General features: G+C 67.4%; 21 protein-coding genes. 12 read left to right on the forward strand and 9 right to left on the reverse strand.

The features are described 5' to 3' along the window. Positions 1 to 296: 296 nt before the first annotated feature. Positions 297 to 2,402 carry a phosphoglycerol transferase I gene (locus WDC87_RS07900; RefSeq protein WP_252744854.1) on the reverse strand — a complete coding sequence of 702 codons (2,106 nt, stop codon included), beginning with the start codon at positions 2,400 to 2,402 and terminating at the stop codon, positions 297 to 299. 244 nt (positions 2,403 to 2,646) lie between these two features. Further along, entirely contained in the window at positions 2,647 to 4,338 is a 1,692-nt protein-coding gene (locus WDC87_RS07905) for an AarF/UbiB family protein (RefSeq protein WP_069138724.1), read from the reverse strand. A 162-nt stretch (positions 4,339 to 4,500) separates the two neighbouring features. Between WDC87_RS07905 and WDC87_RS07910 the strand changes: the two genes are divergently transcribed. Continuing rightward, on the forward strand, positions 4,501 to 5,427 hold the full coding sequence (locus tag WDC87_RS07910; protein WP_111008320.1) for a DUF808 domain-containing protein: 927 nt from the start codon (positions 4,501 to 4,503) through the stop codon (positions 5,425 to 5,427). Between the two features lie 95 nt (positions 5,428 to 5,522). Here the strand turns inward: WDC87_RS07910 and WDC87_RS07915 are convergent, their stop codons facing one another. Continuing rightward, the gene (locus tag WDC87_RS07915) at positions 5,523 to 7,061 is read right to left on the reverse strand and encodes a GGDEF domain-containing protein (RefSeq protein ID WP_072168894.1); all 1,539 of its coding nucleotides are present in this window, start codon (positions 7,059 to 7,061) and stop codon (positions 5,523 to 5,525) included. A gap of 105 nt (positions 7,062 to 7,166) precedes the next feature. Here WDC87_RS07915 and WDC87_RS07920 point away from each other — a divergent pair, with 105 nt between their 5' ends. From WDC87_RS07920 to WDC87_RS07930, 3 genes are all read left to right on the forward strand, one after another. Next, the gene (locus WDC87_RS07920; protein WP_172412147.1) at positions 7,167 to 7,802 is read left to right on the forward strand and encodes an NAD-dependent dehydratase; all 636 of its coding nucleotides are present in this window, start codon (positions 7,167 to 7,169) and stop codon (positions 7,800 to 7,802) included. Further along, positions 7,802 to 8,509, forward strand: coding sequence for a YafY family protein (locus tag WDC87_RS07925; protein ID WP_072168896.1), 708 nt, complete (start codon positions 7,802 to 7,804; stop codon positions 8,507 to 8,509). The genes WDC87_RS07920 and WDC87_RS07925 overlap by 1 nt, the downstream gene beginning before the upstream one ends. Positions 8,510 to 8,626: 117 nt before the next feature. Further along, positions 8,627 to 9,013 (forward strand): VOC family protein, encoded by a 387-nt coding sequence (locus tag WDC87_RS07930; RefSeq protein ID WP_072168897.1) that lies wholly within the window; start codon positions 8,627 to 8,629, stop codon positions 9,011 to 9,013. A 170-nt stretch (positions 9,014 to 9,183) separates the two neighbouring features. Here the strand turns inward: WDC87_RS07930 and WDC87_RS07935 are convergent, their stop codons facing one another. Genes WDC87_RS07935 through pdhA form a run of 4 tightly spaced genes read right to left on the reverse strand, consistent with a single transcriptional unit; the run spans position 9,184 to position 13,060 of the window. Next, positions 9,184 to 10,566 carry a dihydrolipoamide acetyltransferase family protein gene (locus tag WDC87_RS07935; RefSeq protein WP_111008322.1) on the reverse strand — a complete coding sequence of 461 codons (1,383 nt, stop codon included), beginning with the start codon at positions 10,564 to 10,566 and terminating at the stop codon, positions 9,184 to 9,186. Then, positions 10,563 to 10,916, reverse strand: coding sequence for an SH3 domain-containing protein (locus WDC87_RS07940; protein WP_005411349.1), 354 nt, complete (start codon positions 10,914 to 10,916; stop codon positions 10,563 to 10,565). Before WDC87_RS07940 ends, WDC87_RS07935 begins: the two co-directional genes overlap by 4 nt. Position 10,917: 1 nt before the next feature. Beyond that, a complete protein-coding gene (locus WDC87_RS07945) occupies positions 10,918 to 11,985 on the reverse strand; it encodes an alpha-ketoacid dehydrogenase subunit beta (protein WP_005419896.1) in 1,068 nt (355 codons plus the stop codon). Next, positions 11,978 to 13,060: a pyruvate dehydrogenase (acetyl-transferring) E1 component subunit alpha gene (gene pdhA / locus WDC87_RS07950; RefSeq protein WP_010482685.1), complete on the reverse strand. Its 1,083-nt coding sequence runs from the start codon at positions 13,058 to 13,060 to the stop codon at positions 11,978 to 11,980. Before pdhA ends, WDC87_RS07945 begins: the two co-directional genes overlap by 8 nt. Positions 13,061 to 13,397: 337 nt before the next feature. Here pdhA and WDC87_RS07955 point away from each other — a divergent pair, with 337 nt between their 5' ends. The 4 genes from WDC87_RS07955 to WDC87_RS07970 all read left to right on the forward strand — a co-directional run bounded on the left by WDC87_RS07955 (position 13,398) and on the right by WDC87_RS07970 (position 17,910). Then, positions 13,398 to 14,273: a tryptophan 2,3-dioxygenase family protein gene (locus WDC87_RS07955; protein ID WP_061480234.1), complete on the forward strand. Its 876-nt coding sequence runs from the start codon at positions 13,398 to 13,400 to the stop codon at positions 14,271 to 14,273. 181 nt (positions 14,274 to 14,454) lie between these two features. Continuing rightward, the gene (locus WDC87_RS07960; protein ID WP_252744855.1) at positions 14,455 to 15,954 is read left to right on the forward strand and encodes an oligopeptide:H+ symporter; all 1,500 of its coding nucleotides are present in this window, start codon (positions 14,455 to 14,457) and stop codon (positions 15,952 to 15,954) included. 19 nt (positions 15,955 to 15,973) lie between these two features. After that, on the forward strand, positions 15,974 to 16,573 hold the full coding sequence (locus WDC87_RS07965) for a thioredoxin family protein (protein WP_252744856.1): 600 nt from the start codon (positions 15,974 to 15,976) through the stop codon (positions 16,571 to 16,573). A 197-nt stretch (positions 16,574 to 16,770) separates the two neighbouring features. Beyond that, complete coding sequence (locus WDC87_RS07970; protein WP_072168900.1) at positions 16,771 to 17,910, forward strand: hypothetical protein; 1,140 nt, start codon at positions 16,771 to 16,773, stop codon at positions 17,908 to 17,910. Positions 17,911 to 17,991: 81 nt separating this feature from the next. Here WDC87_RS07970 and WDC87_RS07975 read toward each other — a convergent pair whose 3' ends face one another. Beyond that, positions 17,992 to 18,486, reverse strand: a complete 495-nt coding sequence (locus WDC87_RS07975; RefSeq protein WP_252744857.1) for a MarR family winged helix-turn-helix transcriptional regulator — start codon at positions 18,484 to 18,486, stop codon at positions 17,992 to 17,994. Positions 18,487 to 18,615: 129 nt separating this feature from the next. Here WDC87_RS07975 and hppD point away from each other — a divergent pair, with 129 nt between their 5' ends. Beyond that, positions 18,616 to 19,728, forward strand: coding sequence for a 4-hydroxyphenylpyruvate dioxygenase (gene hppD / locus WDC87_RS07980; protein WP_172412146.1), 1,113 nt, complete (start codon positions 18,616 to 18,618; stop codon positions 19,726 to 19,728). Positions 19,729 to 19,831: 103 nt separating this feature from the next. After that, positions 19,832 to 21,130, forward strand: a complete 1,299-nt coding sequence (gene hmgA, locus WDC87_RS07985) for a homogentisate 1,2-dioxygenase (protein WP_072168902.1) — start codon at positions 19,832 to 19,834, stop codon at positions 21,128 to 21,130. A gap of 84 nt (positions 21,131 to 21,214) precedes the next feature. On the opposite strand, the gene WDC87_RS07990 is transcribed toward hmgA, so the two are convergent. Beyond that, the gene (locus WDC87_RS07990; RefSeq protein WP_072168903.1) at positions 21,215 to 21,748 is read right to left on the reverse strand and encodes a hypothetical protein; all 534 of its coding nucleotides are present in this window, start codon (positions 21,746 to 21,748) and stop codon (positions 21,215 to 21,217) included. A gap of 125 nt (positions 21,749 to 21,873) precedes the next feature. Here WDC87_RS07990 and WDC87_RS07995 point away from each other — a divergent pair, with 125 nt between their 5' ends. Both WDC87_RS07995 and WDC87_RS08000 read left to right on the forward strand, forming a co-directional pair. Beyond that, complete coding sequence (locus tag WDC87_RS07995; RefSeq protein ID WP_072168904.1) at positions 21,874 to 22,530, forward strand: hypothetical protein; 657 nt, start codon at positions 21,874 to 21,876, stop codon at positions 22,528 to 22,530. Between the two features lie 72 nt (positions 22,531 to 22,602). Continuing rightward, positions 22,603 to 23,568, forward strand: coding sequence for a sodium:calcium antiporter (locus WDC87_RS08000; RefSeq protein WP_049415459.1), 966 nt, complete (start codon positions 22,603 to 22,605; stop codon positions 23,566 to 23,568). Positions 23,569 to 23,605: the final 37 nt, after the last annotated feature.

Raw genomic sequence — 23,605 nt, forward strand, 5'->3', positions numbered from 1 at the left:
TTTTTTATTAATGTTTACTTAAATATAAATAATAAATATTTTTTATTTTTTATAATCATTATATATTATTGAGGACACGGGCCCCCCCACCCGGACCCCCGCAGACTGCGTCGGGGGGGGGGGGGGGGGGGGGGGGGGGGGGGGGGGCGGGGGGCGGGGGGCGCCCCCCCCACGCCGCGGGGCCGCCCCCCCCCCCCCCCCCCCCCCCCCCCCCCCCCCCCGCCCAACCACGGAATGCACGCTGTTGCCGTTGCTCCGGTTTGTAGCGGGTGCAGGGCGCAGCCCTGCAAATAGCCCTACCCCCGCGGTCGGCTGCGCGAGGGCACCAGTGCGAATGTATCCACCGCCAGCTTCTCGGCGTGGTTCAACCACGCGCGGATCTCCAGATCGTCCACTTCGTGATCCAGCCCGAACGACACATTGATCTTGCCGTTGGCATCGGGCTGCACCCACTGCTGGGCCAGCACCACCTTGCGCTGCGAGGACACCGCTTCGATCCAGAAGCCGCGGTCCGGGCGCGTGCTCGCCACCAGTTGCAGCATGTACTGGCCGGCACGCGTACGGCGTCCCTTCTGGGTGATCATGTGTGCCTGGCGTACGCTCGGGCGCGGGCCCTGGAGCGTATCCAGCGGTGCATCCACCGCGATGCCACCGCGCAGGTCGTTGTCGCGGTACAGCTTGATGCCATTGTCGCGGTTGACGAGCAGGGCGCACCAGTCGCCGTCGGCCGAGCCGTCCTCGAACGCGGTGCAACGGTCGACGTAGGCCAGGGTGTTGTCCGGGTTGGCATCATCGAACTGGCGCGAGGTGTTTTCCAGATACACGGACTTCAGGCCCCAATCCTTGTCGTACTCCAGCAGCACCGGCGGTTGCACGTGCTGCAGGCCAACGACCACCTGGTCATCGCCATCGATCTTCAGCTCGCGGGTCGGCTGGCCCAGCCACAGCGAACGGGCGAAGGCCAGGTACTGCGGGTAGTCGCGGCCATCATCGCGGCGTGCGGCCACGCTGGCGCTGGGCGCGCGCTGCGGGTCGATCAGCGAACGGCCAAAGCCCATCGTCTTCAGGTTCGGGTCCAGCAGGCTGAGCAGGGTCGCACCGGAATCCAGGGTGGTGCCAGCGTCGGCACTGAGCTGCTGCGGGGCAATGTCGTCGCCGAGGAACAGCAGCAGGTTCTCGCGCTTCTGCTTGGCCAGCACGTGGCTGAGATCGTTGGGCATCGCCAGGTGGTCGGAGGCGATCACGATCAGCGTGTCCTTCCCATACGGGCTGGCCTGGATTCGCTCGACCAGCTGTGAGATCAGGCGGTCGGTGCACTTGAGTGCATTGAGCAGGCCGATGTTGCCGTACCCGCTCCGGTAGCGCTCGCCCTTGCACGACACCGGCAGGTGGCCCGCCGGGTGGTGGGTGTCCATGGTCAGCGTGGTCAGCATGAACGGTGAACCGGCGCGCGAGAGCTGCTCGAAGCGCTGGTAGGCGGTGTCCAGCAGCACGTCGTCGTGCACGCCCCAGGCCGAGTAGTGGATGCGGCCGATCTTCTTCTGCTGCTTGAACCATGCCAGGTCATGCACTTCGTCAAAGCCATGGCTGGCCAGGAACTGGCCCTTGCCGGCGAACTGGCCGTTGGCGCCGCCCAGGTAATGGTTGGTGTAGCCCTGCTGCTTCAGGTAGTCGCCCAGGCACACCGCCTTGGGCAGGAAACTGCCCATGCGGTCCATGCTGTTCTCGTCGCCCTGCGAGGTGGTCAGCGGCACGCCGCACATTGACGACACCAGGCCGGCGATGGTCCAACCGCTGCCTTCGGCCGAGGCCAGGCCACGCACGTCAAGCGACTTGGACGCCAGGCGGTTGAGGTTGGGCATCAGGCCGGGAAACACGGCCTCGTCCAGATAGGTGCGTTCCAGGCTTTCACCGTAGATCCATACGATGTTGCGCGGGCGCTGCAGCGGTTGAGTCGGCACCTGGTACTCGGGGGCGATACGGGCGAAATCGACCGGGCGCAGCTGCTGGTAGAGGCGTTGGCCGTCACGGGCCAGCGGGCTGATCAGGATCGTGGCCACCCACACGGTCGCGAAGCCGGCGAACAGCGCGCCACCGTGGCCGGGCCGGCGCCAGCGCTTCACCCGCGTGGCAAACAGCGGCAGCAGCGAGACCAGCGCCAGCACGATGAAGCCGGCGATGTAGCCCTTGAAGTCGGAGACACCAGCGCCTTCCATGTCGGCGCCGAGGTGATAAAGCGTGGCGGCGTTGAGCCCATCACCGGACAGCTTGTCGATCAGCCACCACGCGCTGAGCATCAGCAACAGCAGCGAGAATGCACCGGCCTTCCACCACACCCACTTGTCGGACGCGAGGAACAGCCAGCACAGCAGCAACAACGACAACAGCAGTATCCAGAGCATAGGCAGCTTCGGCAGTGACGGGGTGGTGGCGATGGACGTCGTACCGACGCGTGTCCATCCGACCGGCGCTGCTGCAAGCACATCCACATGACAGGCCGATGACCCGATAGTGCATGCACGAAGCTGACTGAAATGTTTGTTGAAAGGATGCGCGTGCAATCACGCCGCGAAGGTAAAACGAGCGTGAAAGGCTTCGTTGGATTGCATTAAAAACCGCATGAATACGCGGCTTTTCGCCAATGCATCAGCGGTGCCCGCGTTCCTCGCGCGCCCGCGCGCGACGATCGAACAGCAATGCACTGGTAACGATGCCCAGCCCCAGCACCACGCCGATCAACAGCAGTATCAGTGCGATGAGGGGATAGCCAAACAGGTGCCAGCCGGTGTCGATCTTCATCATCATTGCCGCAGCCATGATCAACGCGGCGCTGATGATGCCGGCCGCCACGCGGTTGGCGATCTTCTGCAGGTTCTCCATCAGGCGTGATTCTTCCAGCCCGGTCACCTTCATCTGCAGGCGGTTCTCGGCCAGCAGCGCCATGATGTCCGACAGCTTGCGCGGCCCGTCGCGCAGCAGCTGCTGCAGCTCCATCGCCTCGCTGGCGATGTTGGCCGCCGACAGGGATTTCTTCAGGCGCGCGCGCATCACGTGCTGCAGTTGGCGCTCGACGATGCGGCGCGTGTCCAGCTCCGGCGCCAGCAGCCGGCACACGGTTTCCAGGTTGAGCAGGGCCTTGCCCAGCAGGCTCAGTTCCGGCGGCGTGCGCAGCCCGCAGGCAGTGGCGATGCGCACCATGTCCAGCACCACGCGGCCTTCGGAGAAACTGCCACTGGCGGCGTAGCGCGCGATCAGCTGGCCGGTCTCGCGCAGGTAGCGCTCTTCGTCGAAGGCCTCCAGCCGCGTACTGATGCTGATCAGATCGTCGGCCACTTCTTCGCCGCGGCCATCGACGGCGGCGAACAGGATCTTCAGCAGCCGCTCGCGCAGGCGCGGCGGCATGTGCGCGACCATGCCCAGGTCGAAGATCGCCAGCCGGCCATCGGGCATCACCCGCAGGTTGCCCGGGTGCGGGTCGGCATGGATCTCGCCATGCACGAAGATCTGGTCCAGGTAGCCGCGGATCAGCGCCGCTGCCAGCGGATCCATGTCCTGCTCGGTGCGGCGCACGCCAGAGATCGCATCCACACGCACGCCGGTGGCGAGCTCCATGGTCAGCACGCGCTGGCTGCTGTAGTCCCAGATCGGCTGCGGTACCCACAGGCGGCGGAAGGGCCGCAGATGCCGTCCGAAGCGGGCCAGGTTCTCGGCCTCGGTGTGGTAGTCCAGCTCCTGCATCAGGGTCTTGGCGAACTCGTTGAGCCAGTCGCGCAGGCGCACGCGGCGGCCCACCTGGGTCAGATGATCGGCGGCCAGCGCAAAGCTGCGCAGCGCTTCCAGGTCCGAGCGCAGCTGCGCGGCCACTTCAGGCTTCTGCACTTTCACTGCCACCTGGCGGCCATCGTGCAGCACCGCGCGATGTACCTGCGCGATCGACGCACAACCCAACGGCTCGGGATCGAACGAGGCAAACAGCTTGTTCACCCCCACCCCCAGCTCCTGCTCGATGATGGCGTGGATGCGCTCGACCGGGATCGGCGCCACCTTTTCCTGCATGCGTTCCAGGGCGGTGGCGAACTCCACCGGCACCATGTCCGGGCGGGTGGACAGCATCTGGCCCAGCTTGACGAAGGTCGGCCCCAGGGCCTCCAGGTCACTGACGAACTGTTCCGGGTTGCCATCGGCGGGCACGTCGGCCTGGTTGCTGGCGGCGTCCAGATTCATGCCGGAGAACACGCCCGAATGGCGGTAGCGCAGCAGCAGGCGCAGGATCTGGCTGCGCCGGTTCATGCCTTTGACCAGCGGAGGATTGCCATTGGCGGTGGGCGGATTGCTCAAGCGGAACTCCCATGCGGCAAGGACGGTAGTGCCGGCCGCTGGCCGGCTATGTCCGGATTCGGCAGTGTCGCCGGGGGAAGGTGGGCATGCGGTGAACCCCGCAGCTATCGCAGAGGCCGGCGGATCGGTCAGAATCCGCTCATTCCCATTCTTGGACGCCCCATGGCCGGTGCCAGCCTGTTTGCCCTGCTCGACGATATCGCCTCCCTGCTCGACGATGTCTCGGTCCTGACCAAGGTCGCGGCGAAGAAGACCGCCGGTGTGCTGGGCGACGATCTGGCGCTGAACGCGCAGCAGGTGACCGGAGTCAACGCCAACCGCGAACTGCCGGTGGTCTGGGCGGTGGCCAAGGGCTCGCTGGTCAACAAGGTCATCCTGGTGCCGGCGGCGCTGGCGATCAGTGCGCTGGAAGCCTGGCTGCACAGCCGCGGCTGGAACGTGCCGCTGATCGTGCCGCTGATGATGATCGGCGGTGCCTTCCTGTGCTTCGAAGGCGTGGAGAAGCTGGCGCACCGCTTCCTGCATTCCTCCGATGACGATGCCGAGCGCCAGGCCGAACGCCGCAAGGCGCTGGCTGACGCGCAGGTAGACATGGTCGCGTGGGAGAAGGACAAGGTGAAGGGCGCGATCCGCACCGACTTCATCCTTTCGGCCGAGATCATCGTGCTCACCCTGGGCGTGGTCGCCACTGCGTCGTTCACCAACCAGATCCTCACGCTGAGCGTGGTCGCACTGGCGATGACCCTGTTCGTCTATGGGCTGGTGGCGGGCATCGTCAAGCTCGATGACGTTGGGCTGTACCTGTCGCGCAAGGGCGGTGCCATTGCCGCCTTCGGTCGCGGGCTGGTGGCGTCGGCGCCGTGGCTGATGAAGTTCCTGTCGGTGGCCGGCACCATCGCCATGTTCCTGGTCGGCGGCGGCATCCTGGTGCACAACGTGCCGGCCCTGCACCACGCGGTGCAGGCGCTGGGCGGCGAAGGGCAGTGGGGCTGGCTGGTGAGCGCGGTGGGCAACATGGTGGTCGGCATCATCGCCGGCGCCATCGTGCTGGCAGCGGTGACCGGGTTCCAGAAGCTGCGCGGGAAATGATCTGTAGAGCCGAGCCCACGCTCGGCTGCTCTACGGCGCTGCGCGCCGCCGCCTGAGCATGGGCTCGGGCGCTACAGCGTCTGCACGCTGGATCATCAGCCCGCCTGCACGCGGTTCTTGCCCTGCCGCTTGGCCGCATACAGCGCGTCATCGGCGCGCCGCAGCAGGGTTTCGGTATCGTCACCGGGCTGCCACTGCGCCAGCCCGGCGCTGAAATGCACCGGCACGCGCTGCTCCTGCACGGTCAGCACGCGATGGGCCAGCGAGCGCTGCAGGCGCTGCACGGTGGCCATGCTGTCGGCGCCCTGGGTTTCCGGCAGCACCAGCACGAACTCGTCGCCGCCCAGCCGTGCGATGCCGTCGGTGGCGCGCAGCAGCAGCTTGCACACGGCCACCAGGTGCTGCAGCAACGCATCGCCACCGGCATGCCCGTGCGCGTCGTTGGTCTGGTGGAAATCATCCAGGTCGATCACCGCTACGCCCAGCGGTGAGTTGTTGCGCGCGGCTCGGGCTAGCTCGCGCTCCAGCAGTTCGTCCAGGCCACGGCGGTTCAGCGCCTGGGTCAGTGGATCGATGCGTGCCAGGTCACCAGCGGCGCGCAGTTCCTGCTCCAGCTCGGCAATGCGCTGCTCTGCACGCTCCACTTCCTGCCGCGCATTGGCCAGGTGATCGCGGGCCTGTGCGGCCTGCTGCTGCACTTTGCCGGTATCGCGCATCACCTCCTGCAGCAGCTGGTTGAGGTCGGCGATGCTGCGCGCCTCGCGCAGCTGCAATGCGTAGCTGCCAATGCGGTCGTGATACTCGCCGGTACTGGTCGCCATGCCGTCCATGCGCTCGATGAACTCGCCCATCAGCCCACGCATCGCCGCCTTCGAATCGTCGATGCCCTGGCGCAGCAGACCCTGCTTGTAGATCACTTCGCGCAACTCGGCGCGGGTGCGCTCGACTGCCTCGGCTTCCAACGGACCGTCCAGCAACTGGCGCACCGCCGCGATCTGGCCCTGCAGCCAGCTGCGGTCATCCAGCAGCTCGCTGACGTTCTCCAGCAGCAGCGCGAACAGCTCCAGCAGCAGCGCCTGCTGCTCCTGCCAGCTTTCGGCACGCACGCCGACCTGGTGGCCAAGTTCGCGCACGCCCTGTTCGATTGGTTCCAGGGCCGTGCCCGGCTGCCATTGGCGCAGGCGCAGGGCCAGCGCCTGCGCCTGCTCGCGCAGGTCCGGGTCGTGCTGCAGCAGGGCCACCACCGCACCGCCCAGCAGCAGCCGCAGCTGCTCGGACAGGCGCAGGCTTTCCGGCTGCCCGTCCGGCGAATGCTGCTCGATGGTACGGATGTACTTGTCGATCAGCTGCCGCATCGCGCGCCCATAGCGCGGCCAATCGGCGCTGGCCTGTGCCGACTGCAGGCGGTCGCCCATGTCGCCCAGTTCGCCGGGCAGGGTGGCCATGCCGTTGGCGAACGCTGCCAGCAGCGGTTCCGGCGCATCGGCGCCCGCGAACAGCTGCTGCAGGGCCACGCCACCGCCGCCCTGCAGCACCACGCGGTCACCCCGCCCATCGTCCACGACCGCGCGCACGCGTGCCGGCGGCCCAAGGGCGGTACCGGGGGCAGGGCGGTGGTCGGGCTGGTCCGTCATGGAGCGAATCCTGGGGCTGGCAGGGACTGGTTCGAGCATATCGGCGCGGCCGCCGAGGGCTTGAACGGCTAGGATGGGCGATAGGATGCCGCAGTGGAGGTGGTGATGCGCGTGATGTTGCTGGGGGCGACCGGCCTGGTCGGTGGGCTGACCCTGCGCAGGCTGCTGGACGACCCGCGCTGCGGCGCCGTGGTTGCCCCGACCCGCCGCCCCCTGGCGTTGACTCACGGGAAGCTGGAGAACCCGGTGCTGGCATTCGAAGCGTTGCCCACTTCGCCAGAATGGGCGCGCGTTGACGCGGTCATCTGCGCGCTGGGCAGCACCATCGCCCAGGCCGGCAGCCGCGAGGCCTTCCATCGCATCGATCATGACTACCCGTTGGCGTTCGCACGCCTGGCAAAAGCACAGGGGGCGCAGACCTATGTGCTGAATTCCGCAGCCGGCGCCAACCCACAGTCGTCGATCTTCTACAGCCGGGTGAAGGGGGAGCTGGAGCGGGACCTGCGCGCGCTGGGCTTCAATTCGTTGACCCTGGTCCGCCCAGGGCTGATCGGGGGCGAGCGCAACGAGGTGCGTCGTGGCGAGCGCCTGGCGCTGACGGTGCTGGGCGCTTTGGGGCCGGTCTTGCCGCGTGCGTGGCGGATCAATCCGGCCACCGAGATTGCCAGGGCGCTGGTCGAGGCTGCGTTGGCCCCGCAGCCGGGCGAGCACGTGGTGGCGTCGCGCACGCTGGTCGGCTGATGTCGCGAGCGCTGCGCCTGACCCAGCTGCTGCAGCTGCTGCGCCGTCATCGACGGCCGGTGGCCGGGCAGGCGCTGGCCGAAGCGCTGGGCATCAGCCTGCGCACGCTGTACCGCGATATCGAGACCCTGCGCGAGCAGGGCGCCGACCTGCGTGGCGAGGCCGGCGTCGGTTACCAGCTGGCACCCAGCGATACCTTGCCTCCCATGACCCTGCCACCGGCCGAGATCGACGCGCTGGTGCTGGGCCTGCGCTGGGTCGCCGCGCGCACCGAGCCGGCGCTGGCCGAGGCCGCACGTGATGCCCTGGCGCGTATCGCCCATGTGTTGCCTGCGGCACGCCGCGAGGCATTGCGTGACAGTGGCCTGCGCGTGGGACCTTCGCGTGCTGCGGCCAAGGTGCCGGCAGCACGCCTGCAGGCTGTGCGCGAAGCCGTGGGATCGCAGCAGCGCCTGAAGTTCGCTTACGAGGATGCGCACGGCCAGCGCAGCGCGCGCGTCGTCTGGCCGTTCGCGCTGGGCTACTTCGATGAGGTGCCGATGCTGGCGGCGTGGTGCGAGAGCCGCGAGGATTTCCGCCATTTCCGGCTGGATCGCATCCGCCAGGTGCGTGTGCTGGAGGACTGCTACCGCGTGCCGCGCGCCACCCTGCTGCGGCGCTGGCAGAAGGCCCAGGGCATCGCGCCGGACTGGCTGGATCGCTCATAACCACAGCAACAGCCGAGAGCGGGGGGTAGAGTCGACTCTACCGGTAGTCCCCTCTACTGACAGAATGTGTCAGCAGGCCCATACCACCATGAATGCTCCCAACAACGGAGCTTCCCCATGTTCACGCCCAGCACCCTGCTGCAGTACGTGCACGACGTCGCCACCAGCGCAACCTTCTACAGTGGCATCCTCGGCAAACCACCGGTTGAACAGTCGCCCGGCTTTGCGCTGTTCCTGCTCGGTGATGGTGCCGCACTCGGCCTGTGGCAGCGCGATGACGTGCAGCCTCCGGTGTCCGCGCAGGCCGGTGCCGCCGAACTGGCGATGGTGGTCTCCAACCCCGACGCCGTGCAGCAGATGCACGATGCGTGGCGCGCGCTGGGCGTGCAGATCCTGCAGGCACCAACAACGCTGGAATTCGGCCACACCTTCGTCGGCGCCGATCCGGATGGTCATCGCCTGCGTGTGTACAGCCGTGCCGAGGGTATGGTCGCGCGCGATTGATCGCAGGCGATCTGTAGCCGAGCCCATGCTCGGCTTGCTTCTTGCCTTCATCCACGCATGACGTGGATACATTGCAACGCAGCCGAGCATGGCTCGGCTCTACAGTAGAGCGGCACAAAAAAACGCCGGGCATTGCCCGGCGTTCCTTGTGCTTCAGAGGTGGTGGCCGATCAGCTGGCCAGCGCCAGGTCGTCCATCATCGCGCGCAGGAAGCGGGCGGCTTCGCCGCCGGTCGCCGCGCGGTGGTCGAAGGTGACCGACAGCGGGATTACCTTGTGCGCTTCCACGCCGCCCATCACCGGGGTCATCTGGTGGCGGGCACGGCCGGCACCGACGATGGCCACGCACGGCGGCACCACGACCGGGGTCGCGTAGCGGCCGGCGAACATGCCGAAGTTGGACAGCGAGATGGTGTAGCCGCTCAGTTCCGAGGCGGCGATCGAACGCGATTCCACCTGCTCGCGCAGGCGGTTGACGCCTTCGCGGATGCCGCGTGCGTCGAGCATGTCGGCATTGCGCAGGGCCGGCACGAACAGGCCGTCGTCGGTGTCCACGGCGATGCCGATGTCTACCTGCGCGTGCAGGGTGCGGGTCAGTGCTTCACCGTCGAACCAGGCGTTCATGGCCGGCACCTTCTGCGCGGCAACGACAATGGCGCGCACCAGGCGGGCGGTGACGTCGTTGCCCGGCAGCCAGGCGTGGATGTCGGCGTCGTCGTTCAGCGTGGTCGGCACGACCTTGCTGTGCGCATCGGCCATCACGCGGGCCATGTTGCGGCGCACGCCCTTCAGCGGTTCCGGCTGGCCCTTGGCGACCACGCCCGGCGGCTGGGTGCGCATCGGCTTGCCGGCGGCGGACAGCGGGGTGCGGGCTTCGCTCTGCACCGGAGCAGACACCTGCGCCGGGGCCGGCGCGGCATACGCGGCAGCAACCGGTGCCGGGGCGGCGCCGAGTTTGGCGGTGCCGTTGGCGGCGGCCTGCTTGACGTCGGCCATGGTCACCGCGCCATCGGTGCCGGTAGCGGCCACGCGGCTCAGGTCCACGCCCAGCTTGCGCGCCATCGCACGCACGGCCGGCACGGCCTTGACGCCACCGACGGCCAGTGCTTGTTCGGCGTGCACGGCGTTGGAGCTCTGCATCGCGCCGACCACGGTACCGGCGTCGTCACGCTCGGCAGCGGCGGGCTTGGCTTCTTCCGCGACCACCGGTGCGGCTGCGGCAGGCAGCGGCGGCGGGGTCGGCGCCGACGGTGCGGCGTGGCCATGGCTGTGGCCGGTGTCCTGGCCATCGGCACGCTGCGGCAGGTTCGGGTCCAGTTCGAAGCTGGCCAGCACCGAGCCGGTCGGGATGATGTCGCCGGCGCCGCCGGACAGCTTCAGCACCTTGCCGGAGAACGGCGAGGGCACTTCCACCACGGCCTTGGCGGTCTCCATCGACACCAGCGGCTCGTCCAGCTTGATCACATCGCCTTCCTTGACGAACCACTCGACGATGGTCGCGTCCGGCAGGCCTTCGCCCAGGTCGGGCAGGTTGAAGTTCTTGGTCTGGCTCATTTGCAGTTCTCTTCCAGCAGTTCCAGTTCGCGGGCCGGCAGCCAACCCGTCGCGCCATTGGCGCGCTCGGACCACCACCACCCGCCGTGTTCGTGATGAAGCTTCACCATCTCGCCGCTTTCCACATCCAGCTCGCGGGCGTCGTAGTCGCACAGGGCTTCGGCGCGACCCTCGTCCAGCAGCTGCAACCAGGCAATGGGCGCCCATCCAGCGCGCCCATCGTTGGTGCGTACCCAGGCAAACGCCGGCCATTCCTCGTCACGTACACCTACTTCGACGATCTGGCCGGTGTGGAACCGGAGCGGGTTGGGATACTGGCTGCGGTAAGCCCCCAGAAGGCGGGCCCGCATGTCAGCCGGCCGCCACCGCGCGCTTGGCCGCCGCCACGATCCGCTCAACGCTCGGCAGGTACTTCATTTCCAGGCGGAACAGCGGAATGTGGGTGTCGTAGCCAGTAACGCGCTCGACCGGGGCCAGCAGGTCGTAGATCGATTCCTCGGCCAGGCGCGCGGCGATCTCGGCGCCGAAGCCTGCGGTCTTCGGGGCCTCCTGCACGATCACGCAGCGGCCGGTCTTGGCCACCGATTCGGCGATGGTGGCGAAGTCCAGCGGGCGCAGCGTGGCCACGTCGATGACTTCGGCACTGATGCCTTCGCCGGCCAGCTTGTCGGCCGCCTCCAGGGCTTCCTTCACCTGCGCGCCCCAGGTCACCAGGGTCACGTCGGTGCCATCGCGCAGCACGAAGCAGACGTCCAGCGGCAACGCTTCGCCGTCGTTGACGACCACTTCCTTGTACTGGCGATAGATGCGCTTGGGCTCCATGTAGATCACCGGATCCGGCTCGCGGATCGCAGCCAGCAGCAGGCCGTAGGCACGCTGCGGCGACGACGGCAGCACCACGCGCAGGCCCGGCACGTTGGTGAAGATCGCCTCGTTGGCTTCGCTGTGGTGTTCCGGCGCGCGGATGCCACCGCCCCACGGCACGCGCAGCACCATCGGGCAGTGCAGACGGCCACGCGTGCGGTAACGCAGGCGTGCGGCATGGCAGACGATATGGTCGACCATCGGGTACATGAAGCCGTCGAACTGGGCTTCGGCCACCGGCTTCATGCCCTGTGCGGCCAGGCCGATGGTCAGGCCGGCGATGGTGGTTTCGTCCAGCGGGGTGTCGAGGATGCGGTCCGAGCCGAAGCGCTGCTGCAGGCCGGCAGTGGCGCGGAACACGCCGCCGTTGACGCCCACGTCTTCGCCCAGCACCAGCACCGACGGGTCGTGTTCCAGCTCCCAGGCCAGGGCCTGGGTGATGGCTTCGATGAGGGTGATCGGGGTGGTGGTCATGCTGTCATCTCCGCGCGCGACCGCAGCGCTGTCGGCGGCGTTGGTGTGCGCGCCGGGCGCGCCGTTCTTGATCTCATCCATGGCGCTTCTCCAGGGCGATCGCCTGGGCACGCTGGGCCAGCAGGTCCGGCGGCGGATCGGCATACAGGAAGTCGAACATCGCCTCGACCGGCTGCACCGGCGTGTTGAGGTACAGGTTCACTTCCTCGTCCACGCGCGTGCCGCACTCGGCGACCCAGGCGGTTTCCTCTTCTTCGCTCCACACACCGGCGTTGATCAGGTACTTGCGCAGGCGCAGCATCGGCTCGCGCTGCCAGGCATCCTTCACTTCGGCGTCGTCGCGGTAGCGGCGCGCGTCATCGGCGGTGGTGTGGTCGGACAGGCGGTAGGTCATCAGTTCCAGCACGGTGCCACCGTCGCCGGCCAGCGCACGTTCGCGCGCCTGTTCCATTGCCGCCAGCACCGCGATCAGGTCGTTGCCGTCCACCTGCAGGCAGTGCAGGCCGCCCGCCAGGCCCTTCTGCGCCAGCGTTTCGGCACCGGTCTGGGCCGAGCGCGGCACCGAGATGGCCCAGCCGTTGTTGACGATGCACAGAATCAGCGGCAGCTTGTAGGCGCCGGCCGAGTTCAGTGCCGCGTAGAAGTCGGTCTTGGAGCTGCCGCCGTCGCCGCACACCGCCACGGCGATCTGCGGTTCCTTGTTGAGCTTGAACTTCAGCGCAGCACCTGCCGCATGCAGGCACTGGGTGGAAATCGGCACGCAGAACGGGAAGTCCCTGGCCGCGTTGCCGCCGTAATCGTTGCCGCGTTCGTCGCCGCCCCAGTACATCAGCACGTCGTGCGGGCGTACGCCACGCATGAACATCGCGCCATACTCGCGGTACGAAGGCGCGAACACGTCGTCCTTCTGCATCGCCGCGCCGATACCCACGTGCGCGGCTTCATGGCCCAGGCAGGCGGCATACGTGCCGAGCTTGCCGGTGCGCTGCAGCGCGATGGATTTGCTGTCGAACGTACGTACGAACAGCATCTGCTTGAACAGCGGTACCAGCACCTTGGGGTCGCGCAGCGACGCGGGCAGGTCGTCACGGACGAGCGTGCCGTCCGTGTCCAGGTACTGCAGGTATTCGATCTTGAATTCAGCGGCAACCGTCATTGCGTACTGCACCTTCGACAGAGAAGTTACAAATGATATGAATCGCCATGTTAAGGAACGCGTACGGAATAGCCTTCCTGCGCCGCAACACGGAGATTCCCCGTTTTACCCCTGCCGGCGGGTGGGGGGCCAATAACAACAACGTATTCAGTCGTTGCTGCAAAGCATCAGAATACGCCTCTGGCTGACCGCTGGCGCAACGACCCGATCGGTTCCACGCGCAGGGCCCGCATCGGCCAATGCTCCACGGGGCACCGCACGCCCCGGTAATGGACGGCGCGGCTGCCCGCGCGGCTGGCAACGCGCTACCCTTGCCGCCCCCGATCTGGCCGCACCCATGTCCGTCGACAACAACCAACGCGATCTCGAAGCTGGTATCCACACCGACCTGCAGGGGCGCCTGACCTACGGCGGCTACCTGCGGCTGGACCAGCTGCTCAGCGCGCAGCAGCCGCTGTCCAGCCCGCCGCACCATGACGAGATGCTCTTCATCATCCAGCACCAGACCTCGGAGCTGTGGCTGAAGCTGCTGGGCCACGAACTGCGTGCCGCGATCGGCTTCCTGCAGCGCGATGAAGTCTGGCAGTGCCGCAAGGTGCTGGCGCGCAGCAAGCAGGTGCTGCGCCAGCTGACCGAGCAGTGGTCGGTGCTGGAAACGCTGACCCCGTCCGAATACATGGGCTTCCGCGACGTGCTGGGCCCGTCGTCGGGCTTCCAGTCGCTGCAGTACCGCTACATCGAGTTCCTGCTGGGCAACAAGAACGCGCAGATGCTGCAGGTGTTCGAGCACGACCCGGCCGGGCAGGCGCAGCTGCGCACCGTGCTGGAGGCGCCCAGCCTGTACGAGGAATTCCTGAAGTACCTGGCCCGCTTCGGCCATGCAGTGCCGGCGGTCTACGAGGCCCACGACTGGACCCAGCCGCACGTGGCCGACGACGCATTGCAGCCGGTCTTCGAGCGCATCTACCAGGACACCGACCGCTACTGGCGCGAGTACGCGCTGTGCGAGGACCTGGTGGACCTGGAGACGGCCTTCCAGCTGTGGCGATTCCGACACATGCGCACCGTGATGCGGGTGATCGGCTTCAAGCGCGGCACCGGCGGTTCGTCCGGCGTGGGCTTCCTGGCCAAGGCGCTGGAACTGACCTTCTTCCCCGAGCTGTTCCAGGTGCGCACCAGCCTGCAGGCCGTGCCCCCGGCAGCGCTGGGCTGATCCCCATTCAGCTTGGTTCCCGGCCCGCGGCTGGATCGTTTCAGATGCAAGTTCAGGGAGCAGGCTGCCACCTGCCTCAAACGGCGTGTATTTGACGTGAACGCCAGAAGTCGGTGATCCTCGCGCGTTGCTCCAACTGCACAGCGGACGTGCTCGTCATCCACCGAACCAGGAAATCCGCATGAGCGTAAACGCCACTGCGAACACCCCAGAGCCGGCACTGCCGGACTTCAAGACCACGCTGGGCCACCCGCGCCCGTTGTGGATGCTGTTCATGACCGAGTTCTGGGAACGCTTTGCGTTCTACGGCATCCGCTGGGCGTTGGTGCTCTACATCGTTGCCCAGTTCTACAACGGCAGCGCTGCCGGTGAAGGCGACGCCAGCCGCATCTATGGCGCCTACCTGGCCCTGGTGTACGCCGCGGCCATCTTCGGCGGCTACGTGGCCGACCGGGTACTGGGCTACCAGCGCTCGATCCTGACCGGCGCGATCATCATGGCCGCCGGCCTGTTCATGATCTCGCTGCCGCAGGAGCACATCTTCAAGCTCGGCCTGGCCACGATCATCGTCGGCAACGGCCTGTTCAAGCCCAACATCTCGACCATGGTCGGCAAGCTGTACGGCCTGAAGGACGAGCGCCGCGATTCGGGCTTCACCATCTTCTACATGGGCATCAACATCGGCGCGATGATCGCCCCGGTGCTGACCGAGTTCCTGGCCCGCAAGGTGTTCGGTACCGATGCGATGCCGTCCTACAAGGTCGTGTTCATCGCCTCGGGCGTGGGCATGCTGATCTCGCTGGTGTGGTTCTACATCGGTCGTGCCGGCCTGAAGGGCATCGGCGCACCGCCGGCCGGCGCTGAAGGCTTCGGCCGCATCATCATGGTGCTGGCCGGTGCCGTGGTCGCCATCCCGGTCGCGTACTTCCTGCTGGCCACCGGCGCCACCGCGCTGGCCTGGATCCTGGGCGCGATGTTCACGGCCCTGGCCGTGCTGCTGCTGGTCGAGGGCATCCGCGAGGGCAAGGTGCAGCGCGACCGCGTGATCGCGATGCTGATCATCTTCGCCTTCAACGTGATGTTCTGGATGTTCTTCGAACAGGCCGGCAGCTCGTTCACCTTCCTGGCCGAGAACATCGTCAACCGCCAGTTCGGCGACTGGACCTTCCCGACCGCGTGGTTCCAGTCGGTCAACTCGGTGGCCATCATCACCCTGGCCCCGGTCATCGCCTGGATCTGGGTGGCGATGGGCCGCGCCAATCCGTCCATTCCGCGCAAGTTCGGCCTGGGCCTGCTGTTCAACGGCGCCGCCTTCGCGCTGCTGATGTTCGCCCTGTCGCAGATGGTCGTGGACGGCAAGATCCCGTTCTGGACCCTGTTCATGGTCTACGTCATCCAGTCCGTGGGTGAGCTGTGCCTGTCGCCGATCGGCCTGTCGATGGTGACCAAGCTGGCCCCGGTGCGCCTGGTCGGCTTCGGCATGGGTGGCTGGTTCCTGTCCACCGGCATCGGCAACAACCTGTCGGGCATCTTCGCTGGCGTGGTCAGTGGTGAAGGCGGCATGACGGTCGAGTCGGCCCTGAAGGGGTATACCTTCGGGTTCTGGGCCCTGATCGGCTCCGGCGTGGTGCTGTTCCTGATCGCCCCGCTGATCAACAAGCTGATGCACGGCGTCAAGTAATGATCAGAGGGTAGAAGGCATGCGCAGCAAGCTCGGTGGTGCAATGGTGGTGGTCTGTGCGGCGCTGATCGGCGCCTGTTCCCAACCGCAACCGCCTGCCACCGCCGAGCCCACGCAGCCGCTGGATACCCGACCCACCGAGCCACCGGTCGCTGACCCCAGCGAACCGGTGGCCTCGGGCAACACCCCGGTGGCGGCAGATATCGCCGCCATCGCCGGGCTCGGTGCGCAGTTCGACCCGGCCCGCAACCCCGCCGATGACCTGGCCACCGCCAAGGTGGAAGCCCAGCGCGGCAAGAAGCGCATCCTGCTCGAGATCGGCAACGCCGCCTGCGATCGCTGCCGGGCGCTGGACGAAATGGTCGAGGGCAACGGAGACCTGCGCCGCTTCCGCGACGCCCATTACGTGTGGGTGAAGGTCAACGCCAGCGACGAACAGCCCAACACGGCCTTCTTCGCCCAGTTCCCGGTGATGGAGCGCGACTACCCGCACCTGCTGGTACTGGACGCCGATGGCAGCCTGCTGGTCTCGCAGGCCACTGCTGAGCTGCGCAAGGGCGAAGCCTTCCAGCCTGCGCGGGTGAGCACGTTCCTCAAGCAGTGGGCACCTGACCGGTAGTGCCGGCCGCTGGCCGGCAGGGTGGGGAGGGGCCGGCCGCTGGCCGGCACTGATGCCGGGTCGCATCCACGCATGGCGTGGCTCTACTGCGCGCGCCGTCACACTCCCTGAATCGGCATCTCAACTTCGCAACGCGCTCGCCGTTACCGGCAAGGACCTCAGTCGACATCCCGTCGATGCTACCTACCGGAACGCCCATGCACAGCGACCACGCCGAACGATTGCCCGAACCTGCCAGCCACCTGGCCGAGGGTGGGGCAGGCGAGGGCGTGACTTTGCCGGCGCAGGAAACCCTGTTGGACGACGCCGGCACCGGCGAGGACACCGTCGAACTGGCCCCGCCGCGCCATCGCCTGCCGCAGATCGCGCTGCCCGATAACGTGGTGCTGAAGGGTGCGGTGCAGAAACTGGTCGAGCAGAAGGCGCGGCTTGATGCGCTGGCCGCCGAAGGCCAGCTGGCCGGGCTGCTGCCGCCGGAATGGCAGGGCCATGGCGCGCGCGCGATCGAGCTGTCCACCTTCATCCAGGGCGTGCTGCCGTTCCTGCAGACCGGGGAGCGTGGCGAAACCGCGCCTGCCCGTCTGCCGGTGCGGCACGTGCTGGGGGATGACAGCCGATGGGGCCTGGAGGATGTCACCGAGCCGAAGTCGTTGGCGTGGTACCTGGCCAGTGACGAGCGCGCCACGGCGGGCAGCAAGGACGTGGCGGAGGCGTACCTGGTGGGTGCGCTGGGCCTGGCGTGGATGCAGGAAGGGCGCAGCCGCCCGGGCTTCCTGCGTGCGATGGGCCAGGACAGTCTGGCGGCGCGGGTGACCATGCTGGGTTATCCGCCCGCCAACGAACTGGCGCTGTACAACGTCACCGCGCAGGGACAGCCGCAGATCTGGTGCGTGCATGGCCGCCGCCGCATGCGCCCGCTGGTGGCGCCGTGGCTGAGCGTGCCGCTGCTGACCGCTTACGGCGTGCCGGCCCCGGTGGCGTGGCCGTCCAGCTTCCCACCGGTGGAGGCCGTGGCCGAACTGCTGGCGACCGCCCGCCTGGGGCGCGCGCTGCCGGAAGTGGATCTGGGCAAGGTGGTGGCGAAGATCGCCGAGGATGCCGCGTCCGACGCCTGGCAACCGGTCAGCCTGCTGCAGCTCAATACCTGGTCACCGCGCTGGCATTTCTTCCTGGGCACCTTCGTCGGCCTGCCGTCGCTGCTGCTGGTGGCTGCGGCGCTGGCGCTGCCCGGGGCCGTCGAAGCCGCCACGGTTGCCGCCTCGCTGGGCTTCGCCGGCGGCGCCATCGCAGCACTGGCCGTGCCGTGGATCCACGCACGGCGCAAGCACTTGAGCTGAAAAAAGGGGACGGAGGGGATTAAGTCGTTTCAGGCACACCTGTGCTCATTACGACTTAATCACCTCCGTCCCCTTTTTCGTTCAGACCCCTTCGCCCATCCGCTCCAGACCTTCGCCGGCCAGGCGCAGGATCAGCTTTTCCAGCAGTTGCTCTTCCTCGTCGCTCAGGACCGACATCAGCTTGCGGGTGATCTCGATCACCATCGGCGCGATGGTCTCGTACACTTCGAAACCGGCGGCCGACAGCGCCAATACCGAGCGGCGGCGGTCGTCGCCATGCGTCTCGCGCTTGATGAAGCCGCGCTCCAGCAGGCGGGCCACGGCGCGGCTGACCGCCACCTTGTCCATCGCCGTGCGGTCGGAGACCTCGCTGGCCGAGGAGCCCGGGTACAGCGCCAGGATGGTGATCACCCGCCACTCGGGGATCGACAGACCGTAACGATCGCCGTATAGCTTGGCGATGTTGCCGCTGACCCGGTTGGACAGCACGCTCAGCCGGTACGGCAGGAACTGTTCCAGGTCGAGCAGGACGTGCGAGGCACGCAGGCGGGTCGAGGCAGGATCGGCGGGGCTCATGTTGCGGTGCACCTTGCTGGTGGTTTCAAGTGTAACTATAAGGGGTGGGTCCAGACCCTGCATTCTCGCCGGGTCCCTACCTGCCCGCACCTGGTTTGTACCGATGCGGTACCGATTCGGAGCCACGCCATGAATACCGCAGTCCCGACCGCCTCGCATCCCAACCCCGGCATGCAGGTCACCACCTTCGAGAACCCGATGGGCATCGACGGCTTCGAGTTCGTCGAATTCGCCGCCCCGGCCGGCCGTGGCCAGGAGCTGCACGAGTACTTCCGGAAGATGGGCTTCAGCGCGGTGCTCAAGCACAAGCAGCGTCCGATTACCGTCTATCGCCAGGGCGACGTCAACTTCCTGGTCAATGAAGACCCCGCTTCGTTCGCCGCCGACTTCGCCGAAAAGCACGGTCCGTGCGCCTGCGGCTTCGCCATCCGCTTCAAGAAGCCGGGCCAGGAGGTCTACCAGGCCGCGCTGGGCAACGGCGCCGAAGCCATCGCCTTCAAGCCGGACAGCAAGGCGGTCAGCGCGCCGGTCATCAAGGGGATCGGCGATTGCATGCTGTACCTGGTCGATCGCTACGGCGCGGCCGGCAGCATCTACGACGGCGACTACGAGCCGATCGCCGGTGCCGACCTGCACCCGGTGGGCTTCGGCCTGACTTTCATCGACCACCTGACCCACAACCTGTACTTCGGCAACATGCAGCAGTGGTCGGACTACTACGAGCGCCTGTTCAACTTCCGCGAGATCCGCTACTTCGACATCAAGGGCCTGAAGACCGGCCTGGTGTCCAAGGCGATGACCGCGCCGGACGGCATCGTGCGCATCCCGCTGAACGAATCGTCCGACCCGAAGAGCCAGATCAACGAGTACCTGGACGCGTACAAGGGCGAGGGCATCCAGCACATCGCCTGCTTCACCGAGAACATCTACGACACGGTCGAAGCGATGCGCGCGCAGGGCGTGGACTTCCTCGACACGCCGGAGACCTACTTCGACGTGATCGACCAGCGCGTGCCAAACCACGGTGAAGACGTGCCGCGCCTGGCCAGGAACAAGATCCTGATCGATGCCGATCCGGAAACCCACCAGCGCAAGCTGCTGCAGATCTTCACCCAGAACTGCATCGGCCCGATCTTCTTCGAGATCATCCAGCGCAAGGGCAACGAGGGCTTCGGCGAAGGCAACTTCACCGCGCTGTTCGAGAGCATCGAGCGCGACCAGATCCGCCGCGGCGTGCTGTAAGGTCCTGGGCAGCGCCGGGTCACGCCCGGCGCCTGCTTGCCTGTAGAGCCGAGCCATGCTCGGCTGCTTTCCGTTCCGGTCTTGCCGTTTTTCAGGAGCCCCCATGTCCCCCGCCCTCACCGCCCGCGGCTACCAGTCCGGCTTCGGCAACGAATTCGCCACCGAGGCCGTCGCCGGCGCGCTGCCGGTCGGGCAGAACTCGCCGCAGAAGGTGGCCCACGGCCTGTACGCCGAACAGTTGACCGGCACCGCCTTCACCGCGCCGCGCGGCAGCAACCGCCGCAGCTGGCTGTACCGGATCCGTCCGGCGGTGACCCATGGCGAGTTCACCCCGTTCGCGCAGTCGCAGCTGCAATGTGATTTCGGCGCACAACCGGCCTCGCCGAACCAGCTGCGCTGGAGTCCGCTGCCGCTGCCGGAGCTGCCGACCGACTTCGTCGAAGGCCTGTACACGATGGGGGGCAACGGTTCGCCCGATGCGCATGCTGGCGTGGGCATCCACCTCTACGCTGCCAACCGCGACATGGTCGGCCGCTACTTCTACGATGCCGACGGTGAGCTGCTGATCGTGCCGCAGCTGGGCGCGCTGCGCCTGCTGACCGAGCTGGGCGTGATCGAGATCGAGCCGCAGCAGATCGCGGTGATCCCGCGCGGCGTGCGGTTCCGCGTTGAACTGCCCGATGGCCCGAGCCGCGGCTACATCTGCGAGAACTACGGTGCGCTGCTGAAGCTGCCCGACCTTGGCCCGATCGGTTCCAACGGCCTGGCCAATCCGCGCGACTTCGAAACCCCGCACGCGGCGTTCGAGGATGTCGATGGCGATTTCGAGCTGATCGCCAAATTCGAGGGCCGCCTGTGGCGTGCGCCGATCGACCATTCGCCGCTGGACGTGGTGGCCTGGCACGGCAACTACGCGCCGTACCGCTACGACCTGCGCCGCTTCAACACCATTGGCTCGATCAGCTACGACCACCCGGATCCGTCGATCTTCCTGGTGCTGCATTCGCCCAGCGACACGCCGGGAACCAGCAACATGGATTTTGCGATCTTCCCGCCGCGCTGGCTGGTGGCGCAGAACACGTTCCGCCCGCCGTGGTTCCACCGCAACATCGCCAGCGAATTCATGGGCCTGGTGCACGGTGCCTACGATGCCAAGGCCGAAGGCTTCGTGCCGGGCGGCGCATCGCTGCACAACTGCATGAGCGGCCACGGCCCGGACGCACCGACCTTCGACAAGGCGTCCAATGCCGATCTGTCCAAGGCGGACGTGATCAAGGACACGATGGCCTTCATGTTCGAGACCCGCGCGGTGATCCGCCCGACCGCACAGGCCCTGGCCGCCGGCCACCGTCAGGGCGACTACCAGCAGTGCTGGAACGGCCTGCGCAACAACTTCCGCTGACCCGAAAAAGGGGACGGAGGGGATTAAGTCGTTTCAAGCACACGTGTGCTGATTGCGACTTAATCCCCTCCGTCCCCTTTTTCTTCAGGCCACCTCGGCGAACGCGTCGCAGTGCTCCAACGGCAGCGCCTCCAGCAGGCGTTGGCGTACACGCTGGCAATAGCCCACCGAAGTCAGTCCGGGCAGCATCTGCATCGCCGAGTGCAGCACCTGTAGTACGTCGCTTTCCGCGCGGGCCTGCTGCAGGTCGCGGAACAAGGCCGCCGCCTGCGGGTGGCGTTGCATTTCCAGGATGCCCAGCACGTAGATGCGCGCAGCCACCAGCGAGCGGCGGCGTTCGACTGCTGTGGCCGCGGCTGCGGCAGGTGTTGCGGGCTGCGGCGCTACCGTGGCTGCCGGCGGCGGTGGCGGGGCTGCGGCACCGGTACCGGTGCTCAGGTAGCCGGCCTGCACCAGCTGGATGACCATCGCGGGCGCATCCTGGCCGAGCAGGCCGGTCAGGTCGGTGATGCTGCGTTGGCCGTCGCACAGGATCAGCAACCGGCGCTGGCGCATGTCCAGCGGCGCGCGATGGGCCTGCAGCGCGGTTCGGGCGAGTTCAGTCTTGCGCGGTTGCATGGAAGGGACAGCCAGGTCGGTGCACGCCGAGCCTGAACGAGGGCGATGAAACCGCGATGACAATGCAGCATCTGCACGCGCGCTGCGCTAGCGTGCAGCTACCTTCGTGCCAGGGAACCGCACCGATGAAGCACCTCCCGATTGCTGGTCTGTTGCTCCTTTCGCTCGCCGCCTGCAGTGGCGGCCCCGACAAGCAGGGCGCCGCCGGCAGCGGCAGCGACACCCCGGCGGAAACCGCCTCGGCGACCGGTCCGGCCCAATCGACGGATCCTGATCTGGCGGCCCGCCCGGCGAACGACCTCCGCAAGGACAGCCCGGCGCGCCTGGATGGCTTCGGCGGCGTCACGCTGGGCGCCAGCATCGCCGAGGTCCGCAGCGGCTTCGGCACGCCGCTGCAGGGGCTGGGCACCGATGCCGCCGGCAAGCCGCTGCCCGCGGACGACGGCAACGACGGCTGCTACTTCCTGCGCCCGCAGGATGCCGAGGACCCGCGGTTGATGATCGAAGGCCGCAAGCTGGTGCGCTACGACGTGCGCAGCGCCGCCATCACTGCACCGGGCGGCGGCAAGGTCGGCATGACCCTGGGCGAGCTGCAGGTGCTGTATCCCGAGCGCGCTGACGTCGGTCCCGACAAGTACGACGAGAAGGCCCAGCACCTGCGCGTGCGGCCGGTGCAGGAGGGCGGGGCAGTGATCGACTTCGCGCTCGGTGCCGATGGCCGGGTGGGGGCCTGGCGGGTCGGGCAGACCCCGCAGGTCGACTATGCGGAAGGCTGTGGCTGATCCTTGATCCACCGCCCAGCCATGCGCTCGGGCCAAGCGTAGAATCGCGCCACCACTGCTGGGAAGTGCTCGATGATCGCCATTGCCATTGCCTGGTTCCTGCTCGGCCTGCTGCTGCTGGCACTGGGCGGGGACTCCATCGTCAAGGCCGTCTCTGGCCTGGCCCAGCGCTTCGGGGCCAGCCCGTTCACTGCCGGGTTGCTGCTGCTCGGCGTGACCACCTCGTTGCCGGAACTGGCGGTCAACGCACGTGCGCTGGCGGTCGGCCAACCGGAGCTGGCGCTGGGCAATGCAGTGGGCAGCAGCATCGTCAATCTGGGCTTGACCCTGGCGGTGGCCGCCATCGCCGCCCCCCTGCTGCTGCGCGCGCGCCTGCAGGCGGTGCTGTGGTGGTCGCTGCTGGCGGCCGGCGTGCTGCTGATCCTGTTCGGCCTGGATGGTCGCCTGGTGCGCTGGGAAGGCGGCGTGCTGGTGGCGGGCTTCATCGTCATGCAGGTGCTGCTGCTGCGCCGCGGCCGCGTCGAGAGCGCCGAGGTGCAGGCAGCCATCGCCGAATCCGCGCTGAGCCGCACCAGCCTGCCGTTGAACGTGCTGCGCGTGCTGATCGCCGCACTGACCCTGTACTGGGGCGCGCGCCTGGTGGTGGGTGCTGCGGCCGACTTCGGTGCCGCACTGGGCTGGACGCCGTTGCTGGTCGGCCTGTTGCCGGTGGCGATCGGCACCGCACTGCCCGAGGTGGCCACCGCCATTGCCGCCTCGCGTCGCGGGCATGGTGACATGGTGCTCGGCCACGTACTGGGTTCCAGCGTGGTCAACCTGCTGCTGGTGATCGGTGCGATGGCGGTGTTGCAGCCGTTGGCCTTGCCGGCCTCGTTCGTGCGCCTGGAACTGCCGGCGCTGTTGGCGTTTGCGCTGGTGCTGTACCCGATGCTGCGCGGCGACCTGAAGATCAGTCGTGGCGAAGGCGGGATCCTGCTGGTCGCGTTCGTAGGCTGGTTCGTGCTGGAGCTGCTGCTGGTCGGCGCACCGGCGCTGTAGAGCCGAGCCCATGCTCGGCTGCTGTTCGTGCCGACCA

The sequence above is a fragment of the Stenotrophomonas maltophilia group sp. Smal12 genome, assembly GCF_037079935.1.
Classification (GTDB): domain Bacteria; phylum Pseudomonadota; class Gammaproteobacteria; order Xanthomonadales; family Xanthomonadaceae; genus Stenotrophomonas; species Stenotrophomonas sepilia.